The sequence below is a fragment of the Peribacillus sp. FSL K6-5616 genome, assembly GCF_038008245.1.
Taxonomy (GTDB): Bacteria; Bacillota; Bacilli; order Bacillales; family DSM-1321; genus Peribacillus; species Peribacillus frigoritolerans.
This window is the reverse complement of the sequence record NZ_JBBOYT010000001.1, coordinates 2,982,539-3,007,343: the sequence shown is the minus strand read 5'-3', so window position 1 is coordinate 3,007,343 and position 24,805 is coordinate 2,982,539. Positions and strand designations below refer to the sequence as shown.

Annotated in this window: 20 protein-coding genes; 19 read left to right on the top strand and 1 reads right to left on the bottom strand. The window is 43.0% G+C overall.

Annotated features, from left to right (window positions below; all coding sequences use genetic code 11):
- Positions 1–85 precede the first annotated feature (85 nt).
- From MHB45_RS14365 to MHB45_RS14295, 15 genes are all read left to right on the top strand, one after another.
- Complete coding sequence (locus MHB45_RS14365; protein WP_072273211.1) at positions 86–2,146, top strand: sigma-54 interaction domain-containing protein; 2,061 nt, start codon at positions 86–88, stop codon at positions 2,144–2,146.
- Between the two features lie 368 nt (positions 2,147–2,514).
- Positions 2,515–3,612, top strand: a complete 1,098-nt coding sequence (gene bcd / locus MHB45_RS14360; protein ID WP_340907939.1) for a branched-chain amino acid dehydrogenase — start codon at positions 2,515–2,517, stop codon at positions 3,610–3,612.
- A gap of 131 nt (positions 3,613–3,743) precedes the next feature.
- Positions 3,744–5,165: a dihydrolipoyl dehydrogenase gene (lpdA, locus tag MHB45_RS14355; RefSeq protein WP_048679304.1), complete on the top strand. Its 1,422-nt coding sequence runs from the start codon at positions 3,744–3,746 to the stop codon at positions 5,163–5,165.
- A 24-nt stretch (positions 5,166–5,189) separates the two neighbouring features.
- The gene (locus tag MHB45_RS14350; protein WP_048679300.1) at positions 5,190–6,185 is read left to right on the top strand and encodes a thiamine pyrophosphate-dependent dehydrogenase E1 component subunit alpha; all 996 of its coding nucleotides are present in this window, start codon (positions 5,190–5,192) and stop codon (positions 6,183–6,185) included.
- A gap of 12 nt (positions 6,186–6,197) precedes the next feature.
- A complete protein-coding gene (locus MHB45_RS14345) occupies positions 6,198–7,181 on the top strand; it encodes an alpha-ketoacid dehydrogenase subunit beta (RefSeq protein ID WP_048679296.1) in 984 nt (327 codons plus the stop codon).
- Between the two features lie 26 nt (positions 7,182–7,207).
- Entirely contained in the window at positions 7,208–8,491 is a 1,284-nt protein-coding gene (locus tag MHB45_RS14340) for a dihydrolipoamide acetyltransferase family protein (protein ID WP_072273210.1), read from the top strand.
- A gap of 317 nt (positions 8,492–8,808) precedes the next feature.
- Positions 8,809–10,710 carry a methylmalonyl-CoA mutase family protein gene (locus MHB45_RS14335; protein WP_161922379.1) on the top strand — a complete coding sequence of 634 codons (1,902 nt, stop codon included), beginning with the start codon at positions 8,809–8,811 and terminating at the stop codon, positions 10,708–10,710.
- A 1-nt stretch (position 10,711) separates the two neighbouring features.
- A complete protein-coding gene (gene scpA, locus MHB45_RS14330; RefSeq protein WP_053535666.1) occupies positions 10,712–12,904 on the top strand; it encodes a methylmalonyl-CoA mutase in 2,193 nt (730 codons plus the stop codon).
- On the top strand, positions 12,904–14,037 hold the full coding sequence (gene meaB, locus MHB45_RS14325; RefSeq protein WP_063594082.1) for a methylmalonyl Co-A mutase-associated GTPase MeaB: 1,134 nt from the start codon (positions 12,904–12,906) through the stop codon (positions 14,035–14,037). Before scpA ends, meaB begins: the two co-directional genes overlap by 1 nt.
- Positions 14,038–14,240: 203 nt before the next feature.
- Positions 14,241–14,678, top strand: coding sequence for a BrxA/BrxB family bacilliredoxin (locus MHB45_RS14320; protein ID WP_034308239.1), 438 nt, complete (start codon positions 14,241–14,243; stop codon positions 14,676–14,678).
- Positions 14,679–15,718: 1,040 nt separating this feature from the next.
- A complete protein-coding gene (locus MHB45_RS14315) occupies positions 15,719–16,522 on the top strand; it encodes a transporter substrate-binding domain-containing protein (protein ID WP_176474321.1) in 804 nt (267 codons plus the stop codon).
- Between the two features lie 131 nt (positions 16,523–16,653).
- On the top strand, positions 16,654–17,313 hold the full coding sequence (locus MHB45_RS14310) for an amino acid ABC transporter permease (protein WP_034311315.1): 660 nt from the start codon (positions 16,654–16,656) through the stop codon (positions 17,311–17,313).
- Complete coding sequence (locus tag MHB45_RS14305) at positions 17,306–18,028, top strand: amino acid ABC transporter ATP-binding protein (RefSeq protein ID WP_048678537.1); 723 nt, start codon at positions 17,306–17,308, stop codon at positions 18,026–18,028. Before MHB45_RS14310 ends, MHB45_RS14305 begins: the two co-directional genes overlap by 8 nt.
- A 191-nt stretch (positions 18,029–18,219) precedes the next feature.
- Positions 18,220–19,209, top strand: a complete 990-nt coding sequence (locus MHB45_RS14300; protein WP_048678535.1) for an aromatic acid exporter family protein — start codon at positions 18,220–18,222, stop codon at positions 19,207–19,209.
- Positions 19,210–19,239: 30 nt separating this feature from the next.
- Positions 19,240–19,755 carry a L,D-transpeptidase gene (locus tag MHB45_RS14295; protein WP_048678533.1) on the top strand — a complete coding sequence of 172 codons (516 nt, stop codon included), beginning with the start codon at positions 19,240–19,242 and terminating at the stop codon, positions 19,753–19,755.
- A 42-nt stretch (positions 19,756–19,797) separates the two neighbouring features.
- Here the strand turns inward: MHB45_RS14295 and prli42 are convergent, their stop codons facing one another.
- The gene (prli42, locus tag MHB45_RS14290; RefSeq protein ID WP_152908319.1) at positions 19,798–19,893 is read right to left on the bottom strand and encodes a stressosome-associated protein Prli42; all 96 of its coding nucleotides are present in this window, start codon (positions 19,891–19,893) and stop codon (positions 19,798–19,800) included.
- A 167-nt stretch (positions 19,894–20,060) separates the two neighbouring features.
- Here prli42 and mce point away from each other — a divergent pair, with 167 nt between their 5' ends.
- The 4 genes from mce to MHB45_RS14270 all read left to right on the top strand — a co-directional run bounded on the left by mce (position 20,061) and on the right by MHB45_RS14270 (position 24,798).
- The gene (gene mce, locus MHB45_RS14285; protein WP_072273208.1) at positions 20,061–20,486 is read left to right on the top strand and encodes a methylmalonyl-CoA epimerase; all 426 of its coding nucleotides are present in this window, start codon (positions 20,061–20,063) and stop codon (positions 20,484–20,486) included.
- On the top strand, positions 20,483–22,033 hold the full coding sequence (locus MHB45_RS14280) for an acyl-CoA carboxylase subunit beta (protein WP_072273207.1): 1,551 nt from the start codon (positions 20,483–20,485) through the stop codon (positions 22,031–22,033). Before mce ends, MHB45_RS14280 begins: the two co-directional genes overlap by 4 nt.
- Positions 22,034–22,227: 194 nt before the next feature.
- Positions 22,228–23,349: a tripeptidase T gene (locus MHB45_RS14275; RefSeq protein WP_048678525.1), complete on the top strand. Its 1,122-nt coding sequence runs from the start codon at positions 22,228–22,230 to the stop codon at positions 23,347–23,349.
- Between the two features lie 174 nt (positions 23,350–23,523).
- Entirely contained in the window at positions 23,524–24,798 is a 1,275-nt protein-coding gene (locus tag MHB45_RS14270; RefSeq protein ID WP_253349592.1) for a DNA polymerase IV, read from the top strand.
- Positions 24,799–24,805: the final 7 nt, after the last annotated feature.

Below are 24,805 nucleotides of genomic sequence, written 5' to 3'. Positions count from 1 at the left end.
ATATGGTAAAATGGTGTGGAGTATGAAAAAAATTGCAGGGAATGATCTATTTAAAGGGGTAATTATTTCTTAAGGGGGATGGCTGATGCAAAAGGTCATGATAGTAGGGGGAGGAGTGGGAGGGACGACCGTGTTGAAACTCCTATCGGAAAGTGAAGTGTTCTCCATTGTTTGTATGGCTGATACGAATGAATCCGCTGAAGGGATGCTTGCTGCGAAGGAACGAAAGATTCCTACTGTGACTAATTGGAGCATGGGATTGGAGTGGGATTTGGACATCATATTTGATACGACCGGTGACCCGTCTGTCTATAAAAAGATAAAAAGGGACATGGGCGAACAAACGATTCTCATTCCTGGAAGTGTCGCCCTCATTATGACTAAGTTGTTTGAAGAGAAAAATCGTTTAATAAGTAAATTGGAGAATACCTCCGCAAAAATGGATTTGATCCTTAATACGACCAGTGAAGGGATGGTGGTGATTGACCATGAAGGATTCATCATCATGTTCAATGATAGTGCGGAACGTGCATCAGACACAAAGCGCGAGGATGTGATAGGGAGGCATATCAAAGATTTCATCCCATCAACAGGATTGCTGCGAGTGATGCAAACGAACCAAAAAGAAGTGAATCAGGAAATCACCCTTGGCAATGGGATGGAACTCATAACGACAAGGATACCTCTCGTGAATGCCGATAAGGAAATCATAGGGGCTTTTGCTGTGTTCAGGAATAAAATGGAAGCTGTGCAATTGGCGGAGCAGATCACTGATTTAAAAGAAATACAGACAATGCTCCAAGCAATCATTCAATCCAGTGATGAAGCTATATCTGTTGTGGATGATCAAGGAAGGGGGCTTTTGATCAATCCTGCATATACAAGAATCACTGGCTTAACAAAGACCCAAGTGATCGGTAAGCCGGCTTCCATCGATATTTACGAAGGCGAAAGTATGCATATGAAAGTGCTTCAGACAAAAAAACCTGTTCGTGGTGTCAATATGCGTGTCGGCCCAAAACACAAGGAAGTGATCGTGAATGTTGCTCCAATCATTGTGGATGGGTGCCTGAAAGGAAGTGTTGGCGTCATTCATGATGTATCGGAAATTCAAGCCTTGACCCACGAACTTAATCGGGCAAGACAGATCATCCGGACATTGCAGGCTAAATATTCCTTTGATGATATAATTGGGGCTTCCGAAGAGATGAAGCTTCCCATTGAACAGGCGAAATTATCGGCAAGAACACCAGCTACTGTCTTATTAAGAGGGGAATCAGGGACGGGCAAAGAGTTATTTGCACATGCCATCCATAATGCGAGCGATAGGAAGTTCAATAAATTCGTTCGGGTAAATTGTGCGGCCATCTCGGAATCATTACTTGAAAGTGAACTATTCGGTTATGATGAAGGAGCCTTTACCGGGGCAAGCAGGGGCGGAAAGGTCGGTTTTTTTGAAGAGGCAAATCAAGGGAGTATCTTTTTGGACGAAATTGGTGAATTGCCAGCCAACATCCAAGCTAAATTACTGCGGGTTTTACAAGAAAAGGAAATCGTCAGAGTGGGGGGGACGAAGCCGATCCCCATCAATGTCCGGGTCATAGCCGCTACGAATATCAATCTTGAACAGGCCATCGCAAACGGATCATTCAGGGAAGACTTATATTTCAGGCTGAACCGCATGCCTATTTTCATTGCTCCATTAAGAAAGAGAAAAGAAGATTTGAGAGAATTGGCGGAGCATTTGATTAATAAAATCAATCAGGAGTATGGACGGAGCATAGAGGGAATTACAGCAGCAGCTATACATAAGATGCAAATCTACAACTGGCCGGGAAATGTAAGGGAACTGGAAAATATCTTAGGACGGGCAATCATTTTCATGAAATTGAACGAGACAATCATTGATATCCATCATATTCCGGATTTTATCGAAGAGATTCCATTAAAACAACAAGAGAAATTATTAATGAAGCCTTCCGGCTACGTATCGGGGAAACCGCTCTCGGAGATAATAGACCAGTATGAAGCCGAAATCATTCAGCAAGCGTTCCACACCCACAAGGGAAATAAAACACTTACGGCAAAAGCGCTGGGGATTTCAGTTAGAAATCTATATTATAAAATGGAAAAACTAAAACTGTGAAAAATTTTGCATGCAATTATTTGCGCACTATGAAAAATAATGCGTGGAATTTTCTGATTTATTTTAATTTAAGCGAGACTCCACTTCTGACATGAAATTTTTTTGAATTTGTTATAGGCTATAGTTGCCCAACATATTAACCAGCATGTCCTTTTTTTGGATAAAAAGAAGCTGATTATGTATTTTATTGGCATGTTATTTGCATATTTAAAGGTGCATGGGTTTTTCAAGGGAACCATTCCCCATGGGGAAAATATCATGTGAGTAGCGGATTTTTATTTAAAACGAACGTAGGAACAAGTAAGAATGAGGAGAAATTCAGTAGTCTCATATCTGACATGTATTAAACATCTAGGGAGGATTCCTTTATGGAAATTTTTAAATATCTTGAGAAGTATGATTACGAGCAACTGCTATTCTGTCAGGATAAACAATCGGGTTTGAAAGCGATTATTGCCATTCATGATACAACATTAGGGCCTGCGCTTGGAGGAACAAGGATGTGGACGTATGCATCTGAAGAAGATGCCATTGAAGATGCCTTAAGGCTTTCGAGAGGAATGACATATAAAAACGCCGCTGCCGGCTTGAATTTGGGCGGGGGGAAAACCGTCATCATCGGCGATCCGCGTAAGGATAAAAATGAAGAAATGTTCCGTGCATTCGGAAGGTATCTCCAAGGGCTTAATGGCCGTTATATAACAGCTGAAGATGTAGGTACAACGGTTGAGGATATGGATCTCATTCATGAGGAGACGGATTTTGTCACGGGGATTTCCCCAGCATTCGGTTCTTCGGGTAACCCTTCCCCAGTAACGGCATATGGGGTATACCGCGGTATGAAGGCTGCTGCAAAAGAGGCATTCGGAACTGATTCCTTAGAAGGCAAGGTGGTTGCAGTCCAAGGCGTCGGGAATGTTTCTTATAACTTATGCCGTCATCTTCATGAGGAGGGCGCCAAGCTTATCGTTACGGATATCAATAAAGAAAGCGTGGCCCGTGCGGTTGAATCCTTTGGGGCGACTGCAGTGAATCCAGATGAAATTTATGGAGTCGAATGTGATATCTATGCACCTTGTGCATTAGGGGCTGTCATAAATGATCAAACAATCAATCAAATCAGGGCGAAGGTCATTGCAGGTGCTGCGAATAATCAATTAAAGGAAACTGTTCATGGCGATCAAATTCATGAAAAAGGGATTATATATGCTCCTGATTATGTAATTAATGCAGGGGGAGTCATAAACGTGGCCGATGAGCTTTTAGGGTATAATCGGGAAAGGGCCCTTAAGAAAGTGGAAACGGTTTATGATACAATTGAAAGAGTCATCGAGATTGCAAAACGTGATCAAATCCCAACTTATAAAGCGGCGGATAGGATGGCAGAGGAGCGAATTGCTCGCATGAGGAATTCAAGGAGCCAATTCCTGCAAAATGAAAAACATATCCTGAATGGAAGAAAATGAATGTAATTTTACAAGATTAGATTCCTGTGTTTTTTTAAATAAACACAGGAATTTTCAACATGGATAACGTAATAAACATAGGGCAAGTAAAAATGGTGACAAAATGTATGTATTTGTGAGGAGGAGTGGTTTTGGCTGAAGAATTTGACCTCGTTATCCTCGGAGGAGGAACAGGCGGGTATGTGGCGGCAATAAGGGCTGCTCAATTAGGATTGAAAACGGCTGTCGTGGAGAAAGGCAAGCTCGGCGGAACGTGTCTACATAATGGCTGTATCCCTTCGAAAGCACTTTTAAGGAGTGCGGAAGTTTATCAGACTGCAGTGAAAAGTGAGGAATTCGGTATTGTTACCGGGGATGTAAAGGTAGATTTCCTTAAAGTGCAGGAAAGAAAGAATAAAGTGGTCGATCAACTCTATAAAGGAGTTCAGCACTTGATGAAACAGGGAAAGATAACGGTTTATGAAGGGTTAGGGCGTATACTTGGTCCTTCTATATTTTCACCGATGCCTGGGACAATTTCCGTGGAAATGAATGATGGCACTGAAAATGAAATGCTCATCCCCCAGAATGTCATCATTGCCACCGGATCGCGTCCGAAGACACTGCCCGGTTTAGCGATTGATGGGGAATTGGTGCTTACATCGGATGAAGCTCTAAAGCTTGAGAGCCTGCCAAAATCGATGATTATTGTAGGCGGTGGAGTTATCGGCATTGAATGGGCTTCGATGCTCAATGATTTTGGTGTGGAAGTGACAGTACTGGAATATGCAGATAGAATCATCCCGACAGAAGACCATGATATTTCCAGTGAAATGCTTCGTCTCCTGACGAAAAAAGGCGTCAAATTCGTTACAGGTGCCAAGGTATTGCCTGAAACCCTGAAAACGGATGATTCAGTATCCATTTCTGCTGAAGTCAAAGGTTCGGTAGAGGAATTCACAGCTGAAAAAATGCTGGTTTCCGTAGGCAGATCGGCAAATGTTGAAGGGATCGGCCTTGAAAATACGGAGATTGTGAAAGAAAAAGGTTTAATTGAAACCAATGACTTTTTCCAAACGAAGGAATCACATATCTATGCGATCGGTGACTGTATCGGCGGTCTGCAATTGGCACACGTTGCCTCCCATGAAGGTATTACGGCCGTTGAACATATTGCAGGCAAAAAACCGGAACCGCTGGATTATTCGCTCATTTCAAAATGTGTATATTCAAGCCCTGAGGCTGCAAGTGTCGGTTTGACGGAAGATCAGGCAAATAAGGAAGGCTATGACCTTAAAATAGGGAAATTCCCATTCCGTGCAGTTGGTAAGGCCCTTGTTTTCGGGGAAGCGGATGGTTTTGTCAAAATCATCGCCGATAAGAAAACGGATGATATACTGGGCGTTCATATGATCGGACCACATGTTACGGATATGATTTCAGAAGCTGGACTCGCAAAAGTGCTTGATGCGACACCTTGGGAAATAGGCAAGACAATTCATCCGCACCCAAGTCTTTCCGAAGCAATCGGAGAGGCGGCCCTTGCTGTCGATGGACGTGCCATTCATTCATAAAGAATAAGGTCAGGAGGTTTTATGATGGTAGAAAAACGTCATGAACAATTAGGCTTAAATGAGGAAACGGTTTTAGATATGTACCGGACAATGCTTTTGTCCCGCAGAATTGATGAGCGCATGTGGCTTTTAAACCGATCCGGGAAAATTCCCTTCGTGATTTCCTGCCAGGGGCAAGAAGCTGCTCAGGTTGGGGCTGCGTTTGCGCTTGATCGGCAAAAGGATTATGTACTGCCTTATTATCGGGATGTAGGTGTTGTGCTTACCTTTGGAATGACCGCAAAAGACTTGATGCTTTCAGGCTTCGCGAAAGAGGAAGATCCCAATTCTGGCGGGCGCCAAATGCCTGGTCATTTTGGTCAAAAGAAAAATAGGATCGTCACTGGTTCATCGCCTGTAACGACACAGGTCCCGCATGCTGTCGGAATTGCCCTTGCAGGGAAGATGGAAGGTAAGGATTTGGTAACATTCGTAACGTTTGGGGAAGGTTCATCCAATCAGGGCGATTTTCATGAAGGGGCCAACTTTGCAGGTGTGCATAAGCTACCGGTCATTTTCATGTGTGAAAATAATAAATATGCGATTTCCGTTCCTATTGAGAAACAGCTATCGTGTGAAAATGTTTCCGACAGGGCGATTGGATATGGGATGCCTGGAATAACGGTGGATGGCAATGACCCATTGGAAGTGTATGCTGCGGTGAAAGAAGCGGCTGACCGTGCACGAAGGGGAGAAGGCCCTACACTGGTAGAAACCGTCTCATACAGGCTCACACCACATTCAAGTGATGATGATGACCGAAGCTACCGGACGGCGGACGAAGTGGCCGAAGCCAAAACGAAGGATTCCATAATGACATTTGGAGCCTATTTAAAAGAAGTGGGAATCATGGATGATGACCTTGAGAAACAAATGAATGATGAAGTAATGAAGATAGTCAACGAAGCAACCGATTATGCTGAAAATGCTCCATATCCGAAGGCTGAAAGTGCTATGAATCATGTGTATGCACAAAAGTAAGGGGGTAATAGAATGCCAGTGATTTCATATATAGATGCCGTGACAATGGCAATGAGGGAAGAGATGGAACGTGATTCCCGTGTATTCGTATTGGGTGAGGATGTAGGAAAAAAAGGCGGGGTCTTTAAAGCCACTAATGGTTTATACGACCAATTCGGTGAAGAGAGGGTCATCGATACCCCGCTCGCTGAATCTGCAATCGCAGGAGTTGGGATTGGAGCCGCCATGTATGGGCTTCGGCCGATAGCTGAGATGCAATTCGCTGATTTCATCATGCCTGCCATTAACCAAATCGTTTCAGAGGCAGCCAAAATCAGATACCGTTCCAATAATGACTGGAGCTGTCCTATGGTAATCCGTGCTCCATATGGAGGGGGGATTCATGGAGCTCTTTATCATTCGCAATCGGTTGAAGCGATCTTTGCCAATCAGCCGGGCTTGAAAATTGTGATGCCTTCCACTCCTTATGATGTAAAGGGTTTACTTAAAGCTGCCATTCGCGACGAAGACCCAGTGCTTTTCTTTGAACATAAACGCGCGTACCGCTTGATCAAGGGTGAGGTGCCTACTGAAGATTATGTACTTCCCATCGGTAAGGCGGATGTGAAAAGGGAAGGGGAAGACATTACTGTCATCTCCTATGGCCTTTGTGTGCATTTTGCCCTTCAGGCAGCCGAAAAATTAGCTGCAGATGGAATTTCTGCACATGTTCTTGACTTGCGTACCGTCTATCCTTTGGATAAGGATGCTATCATAGAAGCGGCTTCTAAAACAGGGAAAGTATTACTTGTTACGGAAGATAATAAAGAAGGAAGCATCATGAGTGAGGTCGCAGCCATAATTGCCGAGCATTGCCTTTTTGATTTGGATGCCCCTGTAAAACGATTGGCCGGCCCGGATGTACCTGCCATGCCTTATGCGCCTACGATGGAAAAACAATTCATGGTGAATCCCGATAAAGTGGAAAAAGCAATGAGGGAATTGGCCGAGTATTAATGACTGTTAAGAAGGAGGAATGAATTATGGCTATGGAATTAATGAAGATGCCCCAACTAGGCGAAAGTGTCACAGAGGGAACCATCAGTAAATGGCTTGTGAAGCCTGGGGATCATGTCACGAAATACGACCCGCTAGCTGAAGTGATGACGGATAAAGTAAATGCTGAGGTTCCTTCTTCCTTCACCGGCATCATCAAGGAATTGAAAGCGGATGAGAATCAAACATTGGCAGTCGGGGAAGTCATTTGCTCGATTGAAGTTGAAACGGCAAAGACGGATAACGAAAATGCCGGGCAAGTTTCTCATAGTGAGGAAAAAGTTGATGCACCTGTTACAAGAGATGTGCAGCAAGCGGCAGAACCATCAAGGAAAGCTCGCTATTCGCCAGCTGTGTTAAAACTTTCCCAGGAGCATGGAATCGATCTATCAAAAGTTAAAGGAACGGGGAATGAGGGACGGATCACCCGTAAAGATTTACTGAAACTTGTTGAATCAGGGAATCTTCCTAAGGCGGATGAGCCTTCCGCAATTTCCGATGCCGCTCCTGAAGTGATCGCCCCTCAAGTCAATCGTCAAACTAGTCCAGTAACAAACGTGCCGACTGCGTTTGGTGACAAGGAAATACCGGTAACCGGCATCCGTAAGGCAATTGCGTCCAATATGTTGAAAAGTAAGCACGAAATTCCGCATGCTTGGACGATGGTGGAAGTTGACGCCAGTAATATGGTGAAGTTGCGTGATAATCTAAAATCCGATTTTAAACAAAAAGAAGGCTATAATTTAACGTACTTTGCCTTTTTCGTAAAAGCGGTTGCTCAAGCCCTTACGGAATTTCCAGAACTGAATTCGATGTGGGCCGGCGAAAAAATCGTACAAAAGAAAGAAATCAATATATCGATAGCCGTTGCAACTGAAGATGCCCTATTTGTTCCGGTCATTAAAAATGCAGATGAAAAATCAATCAAAGGTATAGCAAGGGAAATACAGGAACTTGCATCCAAAGTGAAGTCAGGTAAGTTAAAAGCAGAGGATATGCAAGGTGGTACGTTCACTGTTAATAACACTGGCTCATTCGGTTCTGTCCAGTCCATGGGAATCATCAATTATCCACAGGCAGCCATTTTACAGGTTGAAACGATTGTAAAACGTCCAGTGGTCATTAATGACATGATTGCAGTACGAGATATGGTGAATCTCTGTTTATCACTTGATCATCGTGTTTTGGACGGACTGGTATGCGGACGATTCCTCGCGAGGGTTAAAGAAATCATCGAAAAGATTTCCAAAGACAACACTCCCATATACTAAAATGAAGAAAAGGAAGGCCGGAAGGTCCTTCCTTTTTTTTGCACTTCGCTTTTCCGTAGAAAAACATCGACAAAAATTTTATTTTTGCTATTATTTTATTAAGAGCTGTTCTAATACAGGTCAGGGGCTGTACTTGATTTGAAGAGGCAAAATAGGCTAGTGGTTTCCCTAATAACAGGTTTGCTAATTTCTATTGTCTTAAACTTCAAGAAAATTATGGTAGAATGTTAGTATAATCCAAATCAAATTGACGGGAGGGTGGTTTTCTTATCCAAAACTGACTGAGCGTTCGTTCTCCCAATGAAGGAAAAGGGCGTATGAGGATAAGAAAGCGATTACAGATGGAACTGAAAGATGTAAAAAACATAACCTTTCCTAAGCCTTCTTATGAAGAGTGGAAAGAAGCTGCGGAAGCAAGTTTAAAAGGGAAAAGTGTAGAAAAGCTTAAAACGAATACATATGAGGGCATCGCTTTATGTCCACTCTATACAGAAAAGGCGGAATCAACGGAAAAAGTAGCTGAATTGCCAGGATTTTTCCCTTTCACCCGAGGAACGTCCCCAACGGGATATCATGACAAACCTTGGCTTGTCGTTCAACCTGTAAGCGGTATCACGGCTGAAGAAGCAAATGAAAAGATGAGGGCTGCATTCAAGCGCGGTCAAAATGTCGTGGCATACCCTGCAAGATTGCTTTCCGAGGGAGCAAGGGCTGAAACATTGTTTAAGGAAATACCATTAAAAGAAATGCCGGTTTTCATTGACCTTAAGGGGAAACAAAAAGAATTATTCCCTCAATTCAAAGCTGTTGCCGAAGCACAAAATACCCAATTGACAGGCGTCATTGCTGAAGATCCAATTGCAGAATGGCTCATTTGCGGTCAGCTGCCAGAAGATACGGATAACTATTTTGCAGAATGGCTGAAGACGATCCAGGATTATCAGAAGGTAGGCAGTGACTTAAAAACAGTTTTGATTAATACGGCAGTCTACCATAATGGAGGAGCCAATGCCGTACAAGAAATAGCTTACGGATTATCGGCAGCCGTCCAATATCTATTGGAAGGGCAAAAGCAAGGGCTTTCTATTGCTGCGGTTTCTGAAAAAATAGTATTCTCGTTTGCAGTGGATTCAAATTACTTCATGTCCATCGCTAAACTGAGGGCTGCCAGAAGGCTTTGGGCAGGTCTTGCAGAAGCTTTCGATACAGCATCGGACCATTTTAAAATGACGATACATGCCGTAACTTCCGAGTTGACAGAAACGCTATATGATCAGCACGTCAATATTCTTCGGACCACGAACCAAGCTTTTGCAGCAGCTATCGGAGGCATTCAATATCTTCAAATCCATCCATTTACACACGCAACAGGTAAAACCGATGAGTTTTCAGAAAGAATTGCCCGTAATACTCACTTGATTTTAAAAGAAGAAACAAATATTACAACAGTTGTCGATCCTGCTGGCGGTTCATGGTATGTTGAGCAATTAACGGATGAATTGGCTGAAAAGGCTTGGGCAAAATTCCTTGAAATCGATGCAGCTGGAGGGATTCTGGAGCTAATTAAACAAGGTACCCTTCAGAAAGAAATAGCTGAAGTTTTCCAAGGAAGAGTTCAAAATGCGGCTTTCAGAAAAGAAAGTATCATCGGAACGAATGTATATCCGAATCCCGCTGATAAAATTAAAACCACGACAAAGGATAAACAGGTGTCATATATGAAAGTTTCGAAGCCGTTTGGCATTACCCCACTTGAATTGGAACGGGTATCCAGTCAGTTCGAACAGATAAGACTACGCAGTGAAAAGTTTAAAGGAATAAGCGGAACGGCTCTAACTATCGGTTTAATTAATTTGAAAAATCTCAAATCCTATAAACCTCGTGCAGATTTCGTTCAAAGTCTTGCGGCAGCAGGTGGTATCGAAACAATCGGCAGTAAGGGATGTCAAACCGTTGAGGAAGCAATCGATTATGTAGCTGCGACCAAGCTCCCAATCTATTGTCTTTGCGGCAGTGATGGTGACTATTCGGAATTAGCGCCAGTCATCATTAAAGAAATTAAAAAGCAATTCCCTGAAATCACTATTTATAGTGCCGGCAAGCAGCAAGAAGAATTGGAGATTACACTAAGAGAAGCCGGGGTCAAAGATTTTATCCATGTTAAAACGAATGCAATATCCATTTTACTTGAATTATTGCAGAAGCTAGGGGTGAACTGAAATGAAAAAACCGAATTTTTCTGCTATAAATCCTGCTAAGTCCGAGATGAAAGGTACAGTGGAAGCATGGAAAAAGGAAGTCGAAAAAGCCGTTGGGAAAAACATTGAGGATCTTCTGTTTGAAACCAATGAACAAATAAAAATCAAACCGCTTTATGTTGAGGAAGATATTCGCGGCCTGGAACATATGGAAAGTGTGCCAGGCATCGCTCCTTTTACAAGGGGGCCCTATCCTTCGATGTATGTCAATCGTCCTTGGACGGTACGGCAGTATGCAGGTTTTTCGACTGCTGAGGAATCCAATGCGTTTTACAGACGTAATCTGGCGATGGGGCAAAAAGGGCTCTCAGTTGCTTTTGATTTAGCTACACACCGCGGTTATGACTCCGATCATCCACGCGTTGTCGGTGATGTGGGGAAGGCGGGTGTTGCCATTGATTCCATTCTTGACATGAAGATCCTGTTCGACGGCATTCCGCTTGATCAGATGTCCGTGTCAATGACAATGAACGGTGCAGTATTACCGATCCTTGCGTTTTATATCGTGACAGCTGAAGAACAAGGCGTAACACAGGATAAGCTTTCAGGCACGATTCAAAATGACATCTTAAAGGAATACATGGTTAGGAATACGTATATCTACCCGCCTGAAATGTCCATGAAAATCATAGCTGATATCTTTGAGTATACTTCCAAATATATGCCCAAGTTCAATTCCATTTCCATCTCCGGTTATCATCTGCAAGAAGCGGGGGCGCCGGCTGATATCGAACTTGCCTATACGTTGGCGGATGGGCTTGAGTATGCACGTACCGGAATGAAAGCAGGCATTGATATCGATAAATTTGCACCACGTCTGTCATTCTTCTGGGCTGTAGGAATGAACTATTTCATGGAAGTCGCGAAAATGCGGGCGGCTCGTTTCATTTGGTCAAAACTGATGAAACAATTCGAACCGAAAAATAATAAAGCGATGGCATTGAGGACTCATTCCCAAACCTCCGGCTGGAGCCTTTCCGAGCAGGATCCGTTTAACAATGTCGCAAGGACCCTTATTGAAGCGCATGCTGCTGCACTTGGACATACACAGTCGCTCCATACTAATGCATTGGATGAGGCCATTGCCCTGCCAACGGATTTCTCGGCACGTATTGCACGTAATACACAGCTCTATCTGCAGGAGGAAACCGGGATCACAAAAGTAATCGATCCATGGGCGGGTTCTTACTATGTAGAATCGCTCACTAATGAATTGATCGAACGGGCTTGGGCGCACATAGAAGAAATCGAAGGTCTGGGAGGAATGGCGAAGGCAATTGAAACCGGCCTTCCAAAAATGAGGATCGAGGAAGCCGCTGCAAAGCGTCAGGCTAAAATCGATTCTCAAGATGAAACGATTGTAGGCGTCAATAAGTATCGGTTGAAAAAAGAAGATCCGATTGAAATACTGGAGATTGACAATACAGCAGTTCGGGAAAGTCAGCTTAAGCGTTTGAGCGAATTAAAAGCGAAACGTGATCAGGCAAAGGTGGATGAAGCTCTTCAAGCGCTTTCAATGGCTGCCAGAACTGGAGAGGGTAACCTTCTTGAACTGGCTGTGCAAGCAGCAAGAGTACGGGCTTCATTAGGTGAAATATCCGATGCGATCGAAGAGGTGGCTGGGCGTCACAAAGCAACGATCCGTTCTATCAGCGGCGTATACAGCTCGGCATACTCAAAAGAAGCGGAAATTGAGGAAGTCGTCCGCATGACGGAAGAATTCCTTGAAAATGAAGGAAGAAGACCGCGTTTGTTAATGGCTAAAATGGGCCAGGACGGTCATGATCGCGGAGCTAAAGTAGTCGGAACGGGGTTTGCGGATTTAGGATATGATGTCGATATCGGTCCATTATTCCAAACACCGAAAGAAACCGCCATCCAGGCCGTGGAAAATGATGTGCATGTAGTCGGAATGAGTTCGCTTGCTGCCGGCCATAAAACATTGTTGCCGCAGCTTATGACGGAACTGAAGAACTTGGGACGAGAGGACATCATAGTGATCGTAGGCGGCGTCATCCCTGCACAGGATTATGATTATCTTATGGAAAATGGCGCTACAGCCATTTTTGGACCTGGAACGGTCATTCCGCAGGCAGCAAAGAAAGTGCTTCAGGAAATATACAATCGCCTCGGATATGAGGAAGTGGCCCAATAATGAGTGAAGACAAGAAGCCGGAATGGGTCGATCTTAACAATCAGGAAGGTTTTGCTTCTTCATTAAAGCCAGGTGTGGAATTAGCAGCCAGCCAAAACAAACCTTCAAAAAGCAAATTCGTCAAAAAACATAATGTAAACATACCGGTCCATGAACTTAAAGAGGGAATCATAAAAGGGGACAGGGCCAAGCTAGCCAAAGGGATTACATTGGTTGAAAGCAATGCATCCCATCATTTGGATCATGCACAGGAATTATTGCATAGCATCCTTCCTCATACAGGGAACTCAATGCGAATCGGGATTTCCGGAGTGCCCGGTGCCGGGAAAAGTACCTTCATCGAGACGTTCGGAACCTACTTATGTGACAGGGGCCATAAGGTTGCCGTTCTAGCCGTCGATCCAAGCTCTTCGGTCAATGGCGGAAGTATACTGGGCGATAAGACTAGGATGGAGGAACTGGCTAGAAACCCCCATGCCTTCATAAGACCCTCACCATCCGAAGGAACTCTGGGCGGGGTTCACCGCAAAACGAGGGAAACGATGTTGCTTTGTGAAGCGGCAGGATTTGATGTGATACTGATAGAAACTGTCGGGGTCGGTCAGAGTGAAGCTATAGTTCGAAGTATGGTCGACTTCTTCATGCTTCTTGTCCTAACGGGTGCCGGAGATGAATTGCAAGGGATGAAAAAAGGGATTCTGGAACTTGTGGACGGAATTGTTGTCAATAAGGCCGACGGCGAGAACCTCCCCCTGGCGATTAGGACGAAATCCGAATATAGCAGAATCCTGCACTTCCTTCAGCCAGCCACAAAGGGTTGGGCAGGAAAGGCATATACTTGTTCCGCCATAACCGGTAAAGGAATTCCTGAACTTTGGGATGTATTGAATGAATTTTCCCATATGACCAAGGAATCGGGTGTTTTTCAAGAACGGAGAAGAATGCAATCTAGGGAATGGCTTTATTCATTGATCGATCACCAGCTTAAAACGATGTTTTATAAAAATGAAACCGTCAAGAGTCTTCTCCCTATACTCGAGAATCAAGTGATGTCAGGGAATAAAACGGTCACTGCTGCTGTTAAGCAGGCCTTTCAATCTTTTGCCGAAACATTTAAGTCTAATGAAAAATAAATGGGATGGGGCAGGCATGGATCATCTCCCACGCCTGCCCCATCCTTTTGTAAGTCTTGTTGTTACACACATGATTCCCGCTCCCCTTTCGTTTTAAACATGTTCGGAACGGATTATGCGGTTTTAACAGGTAAATTTATTGAATCACGAAGAGGCAATTGTTATGATAGGATTGAAGAGAAAACTTGGAAGGAGCAAATGCCATGAATATGGATTTTAATTTTTTAATGAACGACGTAGTCAAACAGGCTCGCGATGAGATTAAGACTGCTGGATATACAGAACTGACCACTCCCGAAGAAGTAGAGGAAGTATTTGCACAAAAAGGAACGACACTTGTTATGGTAAACTCCGTTTGTGGCTGTGCTGGGGGAATAGCTAGACCTGCAGCTGCTCATGCAATCCATAATGATAAACGCCCAGATCAGCTTGTAACCGTTTTTGCTGGGCAAGATAAAGAGGCGACGGAAAAAGCCCGTGATTATTTCGAAGGATATCCGCCGTCATCCCCATCATTTGCGTTGCTGAAGGATGGAAAAATCATCACCATGATAGAACGTCATGAAATTGAAGGGCACCACCCGATGTCTGTAGTAGAAAAATTACAAGACTACTTCGATCAATATTGCGAAGAAGTTTAATCCATATCGATAACCAAAAAACCCGCCCAATCGGCGGGTTTTTAGTTTGTCGACAAAAAGAGGTTCGGAATGGTCTCATCCGAACCATGATCTTAGAACAAGACTAGAATTTCATATGTGGTTTTTACTTTAAATCATAATTGGATCGCATCGATTACGAAACCCTCCAGGATAATTGGCTTTTAAGCCCTTGCTTTAATGAGGCTTGGCAGACAGTCGGCGGAAAGGGAGCGGATCTCTGGAATCAACAGAAATGTAATTTTAGAAACCTGTAGGCTGGACACATCCCGAACCAAGTTTTAGAATAGGTGATCCTTCATGTTTTTTTACAGTATTCCTTAATGGATGGAAGAAATTTGCGACACTCCTGCCGAATAACTGGCTAACCGAGACCCCACAGGCGGCTTGCGCTGAGGAGGCTTGGCAGACAGTCGGCGGAAAGGGAGCGGATTTCTGGAATCAACAGAAATGTAATTTTTAAAAAAACTGTAGGCTGGACACATCCCGAACCAAATTTAAGAATAGGTGACCCTTCATGTTTTTTTACAGTATTCCTTAATGGATGGAAGAAATTTGCGACACTCCTGCCGAGTAACTGGCTAGCCAAGACCCCACAGGCGCTTGCGCTGAGGAGGCTTGGCAGACAGTCGGCGGAAAGGGAGCGGATTTCTGGAATCAACAGAAATACTTTTTTAAGAAAAAAAACTATATGAAAACTGGCTTTTGTTCGAATTTTGTCTACAGTCTGAACCCGCCCAATCGGCGGTTTTTTTTATTCATGAAATTGCATAAGTCACGAACTTTTGGGAAAGAAGATAGATATGGAAGCGGATATATTACCTTTGGTGAGAAAGCACGAAGCCCAGATGTGTAATTATAATAATATTCTGAAAAATGAATCTATTATTTACGTTATTGAATAATTATTAGAGTGTGTTAAAATACACATTAGTGTATGAATATTAGTTATTCGAAATTTAACTAACCTAATTTAATAACAAAAGAATTGAAAATATCATTTTGGAGGAATAATAATGAAGTTGAAAAAGCAGTTAGCATTGTTGCTTACTTCTATTTTATTAGTAGGTATTTTAGCGGCATGCGGAACATCAGAGAAAGAAGATAAGAACACAGCTGACAATGAAGACAAGAAGGTCCTGGTAATGGGAACATCTGCGGATTATCCGCCATTTGAATTTGTTGAAACATCTAAAAGTGATGAAATCCAAGGATTTGACATTGATATCGCTAAAGCAATCGGAAAAAAATTAGGTTATGAGGTCGAAGTGAAGGACATTGACTTTAATAGTCTTGTGCCTGCCCTGGAAAATAAATCGGTCGATTTCGTTATCTCTGGAATGACTCCAACTGAAAAACGTGAGCAATCAGTCGATTTCAGTGATATTTACTATACAGCTAAAAACATGATCATCACGACAAAGGACAGTAAAATCAAAACTGTTGAAGATTTAAAAGGGAAAACGGTTGGCGTACAGCTTGCATCCATTCAGGAGACATTGGCAAATGACTTGAATAAATCCCAAGATATCGGGATGAAAGTTGAAAAAAGGAATCGTATTCCTGAGGTTGTTCAAGAAATGTCAACAGGACGTTTTGACGCCGTGATCATGGAAGATACTGTGGCAAAAGGCTACTTGAAAGATAATAAAGAATTGGTGGGGCATTTGATCGAGTCCGGTGAACAAGATGCCGGTTCGGCAATCGCTTTCCAAAAAGGAAGCAAGTTAACTGAAGAATTCAATGCCGAGTTGAAAAAAATGATGGAAAATGGTGAAATGGAAAAATTAATATTAAAATGGTTCGGTGGCAGTGAAACTGAATAATGCAGAGAGACGAAAAGCGTTCAGAAGAGATTTGGTATGCCTTCTGAACGTTTTTCCGCGCTTTATTGTTAATAAAATGAAGCAGGAGGAAGGCCCAAAGATAACGGCCTTCATAAGAGAGGATGAATGGAGTGAATCTGGAATTTGAAAGGATTATGCCTTCCCTTCCATATATCCTGGAGGGAATACCGACTACATTAAAGGTTGTAGCGGTAGCGGCAGTAATCGGATTTGTTTTGGGAATATTATTATCTATACTTAAAATCAGCAGAATCAAGCCATTGAATTGGATTGCTGACTTTTATACATCCATTTTTCGCGGTACCCCTTTGGTGCTGCAATTAATGCTGATTTATTTTGGTTCACCACAAATATTAGGGATTCAGATCGAAGCGTTCCAAGCAGCATTTTTAGCATTCGGGCTAAATTCAGCTGCATATATCTCTGAAATTATCAGGGGAGGCATTTTAGCGGTCGATAAAGGCCAACGAGAGGCTGCACTTGCACTTGGGGTTCCCTATTCAGGGATGATGCTTAATATTATCCTTCCGCAGGCCATCAAGAACATCCTGCCATCCCTTGTTAACGAATTGATTTCCTTAACGAAGGAATCAGCCGTTGTAACAATTATTGGATTAGGGGATATCATGCGCCGTGCTTATATTGTCGGCGGTGAGACATATAAATTCTTCGAGCCGATTTTATTTGCCGGTCTCATTTATTATGTGATGGTCATGATTCTCACCATCTTAGGCAAAGTGATTGAAAGGAGAATGAGACGCAGTGATTAAAATTGATGGACTCAAAAAAAATTATGGTAAGCTCGAAGTTTTAAAAGGAATCAGCACCGAGATAGGACAGGGTGAAGTGGTAGCGATCATCGGTCCATCCGGTTCGGGAAAATCAACTTTCTTACGCTGCATCAATATGCTTGAAACTCCAACTGATGGTCAAATCAGGTTTAAAGATCAAATCATCACTGAAAAAAAGACCAATATCATGAAAGTGCGTGAAAATGTCGGAATGGTATTTCAACATTTTCATTTATTTCCACATAAAACCGTACTGGAGAATCTGATATATGCACCTATGAAGGTGAAAAAATTATCAAAGGCCGAGGCTGTAAAACAAGCTCGTGAGCTATTGACTAAAGTCGGTTTGGCCGATAAAGAATCGACTTATCCGAATCGTCTGTCAGGCGGACAAAAACAAAGGGTCGCGATTGCACGGGCATTGGCAATGAACCCGGAAGTAATGCTTTTCGATGAGCCGACTTCAGCGCTTGATCCCGAGATGGTAAAAGAAGTGCTCGAGGTTATGAAGTCACTGGCACATACGGGGATGACCATGCTGATTGTAACGCATGAAATGGGATTCGCCAAAGAAGTGGCCGATCGAGTACTATTCCTGGACGGGGGTCTGCTCGTTGAGGAAAGTGCTCCGGAAGATTTCTTTTCCAATCCGAAAAGCCAGCGTGCAAAAGACTTCTTGGAAAAAGTTTTATAAGCTAAAGCAAATAGTATATAATTGTGAAAAAAGGTAACGTTTAGTTACCTTTTTTTATTTTTTTCCTATAATGTATTTTTGCGTGCATGTATTTAGAAAAATTGGAAATTTAACTCGCAAAGGACTGTAAAAATATCTGATTTCCTGATAGTATTATAATAGATAGAGAAAGAGCCAGGTGATACATAACAATGTTTAAAATCGGATACAGGACGATTAAAACTGCTTTGGGGGCCACCCTGGCAATTATTATTGCACAAATGCTTAATCTCGAATATTTCTCTGCCGCGGGAATCATTGCGATCTTATGCATCCAAGTTACAAAAAAGAAGTCGGTGTATGCCTCCTGGCACCGGTTTTTAGCTTGTTTGATTGCAATGGCCTATGCATCCCTATTATTTCAGTTCATCGCATTTCATCCGCTGATAATAGGTTTGATTCTCTTGATTTTCATTCCAACGACAGTGGCCTTGAAGATTAATGAGGGGATCGTGACGAGCAGCGTCATCATCATGCACCTATACGGGTCCGGTAACATCACTTTTTCCCTGCTGATCAATGAAACGATATTAATTGCAGTTGGAGTTGGAGTGGCACTTGTCATGAATCTGTACATGCCCAGTGTCGATGACAAACTGCTGGCCTATCAGGAAAATATCGAAACGAACTTCAGTGCGATCTTGATGGGAATTGTCCGATATTTGAGGGATAATGATCACACATGGGATGGTAAGGAAATCACCGAAACAGCCAATCTTCTTAATCAAGCCAAGAGCCTTGCCTTCAGGGACGTGGAAAATCATTTCTTAAGGGAAGAAGACCTGTATTACCATTATTTCAAAATGCGTGAAAAGCAATTTGAAATAATTGAACGAATTCTTCCCCTGGTCACGAATATTCCGTTGGTCGTCAAGCAAAGTGGGATAGTGGCAGATTTTATAGAAGATTTGGCAGAAAACGTCCACCCACAAAATACGGCCATCCTTTATCTGAAGAAGCTTGAAGAAATGGAGATTCATTTTAGGGGAATGGCACTGCCGCAGACACGTGAAGAGTTCGAATCCAGGGCTGCATTACTGCAGCTCATGAAGGAAATGGAGCGCTATTTATTGTTGAAGCATTCCTTCAAGGGATTACCCAAGCTGACCGGCAACCGAATGAAAAAGAGGCACTTGGCTTAAACTAAGCAAAAAAGAAAAGGAATGATACAAATGAAATGGATCCTTTCTTTGTTGCTTATGCTATCTTTGTGGCCGTTACAGGTACAGGCCCAGCCTCAATCGGTTAAGCCTGGCGATCCGTTTATCATCATCAATAAAGCCAACAATAAATTGGCGTTCATTGATGATAACGAGGTCAAGGAGATTCTGCCGGTCGGTACGGGAAAGAGTCAGGAACTGACACCTGAAGGGATCTTCACGGTCAAAGTAAAAGCGGTCAATCCATATTACCGGAAAAAGAATATTCCTGGCGGTGATCCGAGGAACCCTTTGGGGTCGCGGTGGATTGGCTTCGATGCACGAAATACCGATGGGAGGATATACGGCATACATGGTACGAATCAGCCATCATCGATTGGTGAATATATTTCAAATGGCTGTGTACGGATGCATAAATCCGATGTGGAGCGTTTGTACGAAAAAGTCCCCATCGGCACTAAGGTGTTAATCGCCCTATCGAACGAGGATTTCAAAACGCTGGCTAAGAAAAACGGAGCGATAAAATAAAGAGAGGGAAGCTTTTTGCTCCCCTCCCCATTACGGTGTCTATTACATAAGAAATGCGATACCTGATAATAAGCTCGTTAATAACATTGAGATAAGCATTAAATACACGACGATCTTTCTGATTTTCTTGTTTCCCATATGCTCTCTCCCTCAATACAGTTTGATTGATTTTATTTTAACTTGAACATTTAGTAGAAACAAGTAAAAGTATAATGTTCATATTATTCCGAATCTTAAAAGGCTTTAATGCAAGATTAGTAGTATTTTAATGGAGTCATCCAATAATACATAGCATGGGGGTTTTTATGATGATTAAAAATATCGATCATATCGGTATTGCCGTCAAGTCACTAGATGAAGCCTTGCCGCTTTACACGGAAACGTTGAAATTGAAACTTGAAGGAATCGAGACAGTGGAGAGCCAAGGAGTGAAAGTGGCCTTCATCCTGGCAGGCAATACCCGTTTGGAATTGTTGGAAGCGTTGTCACCTGCAAGCCCAATCGCCAAATTCATCGAAAAACGCGGTGAAGGGATTCATCATGTGGCACTTGGCGTCGAAGACATCGAAGATAGAATAAAAGAAATCAAAGAAGCTGGATTGCGCATGATTGATGATTCATCAAGAAAGGGAGCGCACAATGCGGATGTTGCTTTCGTTCATCCGAAGTCTACCGCGGGAGTATTATATGAGCTTTGTGAACAAGCATTATCAAAGGAGGAGCAGAAATGACAGACATTTATGATACGATCAATGACCTATATGACAGACGCCGCAAAGTGGAAATGGGCGGCGGTGAAGAAAGAATCGATAAGCAGCATGATAAGGGCAAACTTACGGCAAGGGAAAGAATTGAACTTCTAGTTGATCCAGGTACTTTCATCGAGCTTAATCCTTTTATCAAACACCGTAATACCAATTTCGGCATGGAAAAGGAAGAAGGGCCGGGAGAAGGGGTTGTCACCGGTTACGGAAAGGTCAACGGCCGCGACATCTATCTGTTTTCACAGGATTTTACTGTTTTTGGCGGTGCACTCGGTGAAATGCATGCTCTGAAAATTGCCAATGTTATGGATTTGGCAGCGGAAAATGGAGCCCCTTTCATAGGTTTGAACGATTCTGGCGGAGCGCGTATTCAAGAAGGCGTAGTTTCGCTTGACGGATATGGCCAAATATTTTACCGGAATTCCATATATTCAGGGGTCATTCCACAGATTTCGGTTATTATGGGACCTTGTGCAGGCGGAGCCGTATATTCCCCAGCCATTACCGACTTTGTCTTCATGGTTGAAAAAACGAGCCAAATGTTCATAACAGGCCCTAAAGTCATTGAAACGGTTACAGGTGAAAAGATTTCATCCGAAGGATTGGGCGGAGCGACTGTACATAATACCATAAGCGGTAATGCCCATTTCAAAGGAGCATCTGAGGAGCAAGTTTTGGCTGACGTAAGACGGCTCCTGAGCTATCTTCCACAAAATAATGAAGAGAAGCCGCCGGTTTTGGAAGCGGATGAGGGAGATGACTACCGGCCGGACTTAACGGATGTAGTCCCTTATGAAGGGATCCGTCCATATGATGTTCGGAAAGTATTGGAGCAGGTTGTCGATGAGGATTCCTTTATGGAAGTGCAAGAGGGCTTTGCGAAAAACATAGTGGTCGGCTTGGCGCGAATCAAAGGGAAATCTGTGGGGCTTGTCTGTAACCAGCCAAAGGTGTTGGCAGGGGGACTTGATATAGATTCATCAGATAAAGCTGCCCGTTTTATTCGTTTTTGTGACTCGTTTAACATTCCGCTTATTACGTTTGAAGACGTTTCAGGGTTTTTCCCCGGCGTTAAACAAGAACATGGCGGGATCATTCGCCACGGTGCAAAGCTGCTATATGCTTATTCGGAAGCAACAGTACCTAAATTAACGATCATTCTGCGAAAAGCATACGGAGGAGCTTATGTGGCTCTTAATAGTAAATCCATCGGTGCGGATCTTACATTTGCATGGCCGAATGCTGAAATCGCTGTAATGGGTTCTGCTGGAGCGGCAAATATCATTTTTGCCCGTGAAATTCAAAATAGCCAGGATCCGGAAGCGACACGAGCAGCTAAAATTGAAGAATACCGTGAGAAGTTCGCCAATCCATATGTTGCCGCAAGTCTTGGAATGGTGGATGATGTTATCGATCCCCGTGAAACCAGGATTAAGATCATTCAATCTCTTGATATGCTACGCAACAAAAAAGAAACTCGACCTTGGAAAAAACACGGAAATATCCCATTGTGATCAAACGTTGCAAGGAGCCCAAACTTATCTGTTTTGGGCTCTTTTCCATACGGGGCCAAGATATCCTTTTGAAATAAATAAGTCATCATTCACTTTTTAAAACGGTCTTTAGGATCAGCATGCCACATTATTTGCCGGGGCGCCGCTTTTAGAAGTATAATTGAAGAGGAAAACTTTTTTGGAGGTTTTATTTTATGATTAATGAAGAACGTTTAGTTAATGAATTTATGGAATTGGTGCAGATCGATTCCGAAACGAAAAATGAAGCAGCCATCGCCAAAGTGCTGAAAGAAAAATTCGGGGCACTAGGTGTAGAAGTTTTTGAAGATGATACAACAGCAGTCACCGGTCATGGTGCAGGGAATTTAGTATGTACTTTAAAAGGAACGAAAGAAGGCGTAGATACCATTTATTTCACCTCCCATATGGATACGGTTGTACCGGGGAATGGAATCAAGCCTTCCATCAAAGATGGATACATAGTGTCAGACGGAACGACCATTTTAGGGGCGGATGACAAAGCTGGATTAGCGGTCATGTTAGAAACGCTTAAAGTGTTGAAAGAACAGAATATCGAACACGGTACCATCGAATTCATCATTACAGTCGGTGAAGAATCTGGCTTGGTAGGGGCAAAGGCATTGGATCGCTCCCTTGTAACGGCTAAATTCGGTTTTGCACTTGATAGTGATGGAAAAGTGGGCAATGTGGTTGTTGCTGCACCTACTCAGGCGAAAGTGTCCGCAACCATTTTAGGCAAGACTGCTCACGCTGGTGTCGCTCCAGAGAAAGGCGTTTCGGCCATTACGATCGCTGCCAAAGCAATCTCTAGAATGCCATTAGGCAGAATCGACGAGGAAACGACAGCCAATATCGGACGTTTCCAGGGGGGACAGCAAACCAATATTGTTTGTGACCATGTTGAAATCCTTGCAGAAGCAAGATCCTTGATCCCTGAAAAAATGGAAATACAGGTAGCGAAAATGAAAGAGGCTTTCGAGACTGCAGCCATTGAAATGGGCGGACGTGCTGAAGTTGAAGTTACCGTCATGTATCCTGGTTTTAAATATGGTGCTGGTGACCATGTTGTCGAAATCGCAAGAAAGGCAGCAGAGAAAATCGGCCGTCCATGCGAGCTGGTTAAAAGCGGCGGTGGAAGCGATGCAAATGTCATTGCAGGCTTTGGCATCCCTACTGTCAATCTCGCAGTGGGCTATGAAGATATCCATACTACGAATGAAAGAATTCCAGTTGAGGAATTAACGAAGCTAGCTGAAATGGTCATCACTATCATCAAAGAAGTTTCAGGGGAATAATCACCCATAATAGGTCAAGATGTTCAAAGTATTGAAGGAATATATGTACAGTCATCAATGACATGATGGCTGTTTTTCTTGGAGTGGAAGCATCTTTCACCGTGGTTACCAAAGATAAATAGGGGTACTTTAATAGAAATGTTTTTTATTTTTACAAGGATGTGACGGTCAAGCATGAAGGACATGTATCCCAAAAATGGCAGGGTCATTCTCCATGTAGACATGAATAGTTTCTATGCTTCAGTGGAAATGTCATATGATGTTTCATTGAAAGGCAAACCGCTTGCCATTGCAGGGAATGTTGAAGAGAGAAGGGGCATAATCGTCACCTGCAGCTATGAGGCGAGGAAGTTCGGGGTTAAAACGACCATGCCGATTTGGCAGGCGAAAAAATTATGTCCTCAATTAGTCATTCAGAAACCGAATTTCGAGCGCTATCGAAAGGCATCACTGGCTATTTTCGATGTTTTGAGGCAATATACAGAGATGGTTGAACCGGTTTCGATTGATGAGGGGTATCTGGATATCAGTGAATGCGCCGAATTGGGTTCGCCTTTAGATATAGCCAATAGCATTCAGGAAAGAATTTTTAATACGATGGATCTCCCTTGCAGTATCGGGATTGCCCCTAATAAATTTTTGGCCAAAACGGCTTCTGATATGAAGAAACCTATGGGTATCACCGTGTTAAGGAAACGGGACATTCCGGAAAAGCTCTGGCCTTTACAAGTGGGCGATATGCATGGCATCGGGGATAAGACATCGGAAAAGCTTCAAACTATCGGGATAATGACGATCAGGGACCTTGCACAAGCCAATGATAGTCAACTTAAACAGCTTCTTGGGATCAATGGCATCCGTTTGAAGGATAGGGCTAATGGAATTGACCCGAGGATAGTGGATCCCGAAGCGATTTTTGAGCATAAGAGCATTGGGAACTCGACAACTCTTCCGCATGACTCCACCAATCAAAAAGAACTGATCGGTGTATTGGAAAAGCTTTCCGGGAAAGTTGCCGTCCGTTTGAGAAATAAACGCCTCCTTGGTCAAAAAATAGGTGTGACGATCCGTTACAAAGACCGCCGCACAATAACGAGAAGCAGAACGGTTCCTAATCCTGTTTTTGAAAAAAAGGATATTTTGGATGGAGCTATCGATCTCTTCATGAAAAATTGGAATGGGGAAGGAATCAGGCTTCTTGGTGTCACTGCCTATGATGTCATCGAAAAAGAGTCGGCCTACAAGCAACTGGATATTTTCTCCTTTCAAGAGGATGCAGAAAAAGAACCTCTGTATGAAGCGATGGAACACTTGCAAAATAAGTACGGAGAAAATATTATTAAAAAGGGATTACCCTTGAAAAACCGTTCAATAGGAACAGACACTAGCTTCAGCAAAGATTTCTTTGAGCAATCCAGGAGGAATGATCCTTCTTTTGACAAAGAATAGCGTACGA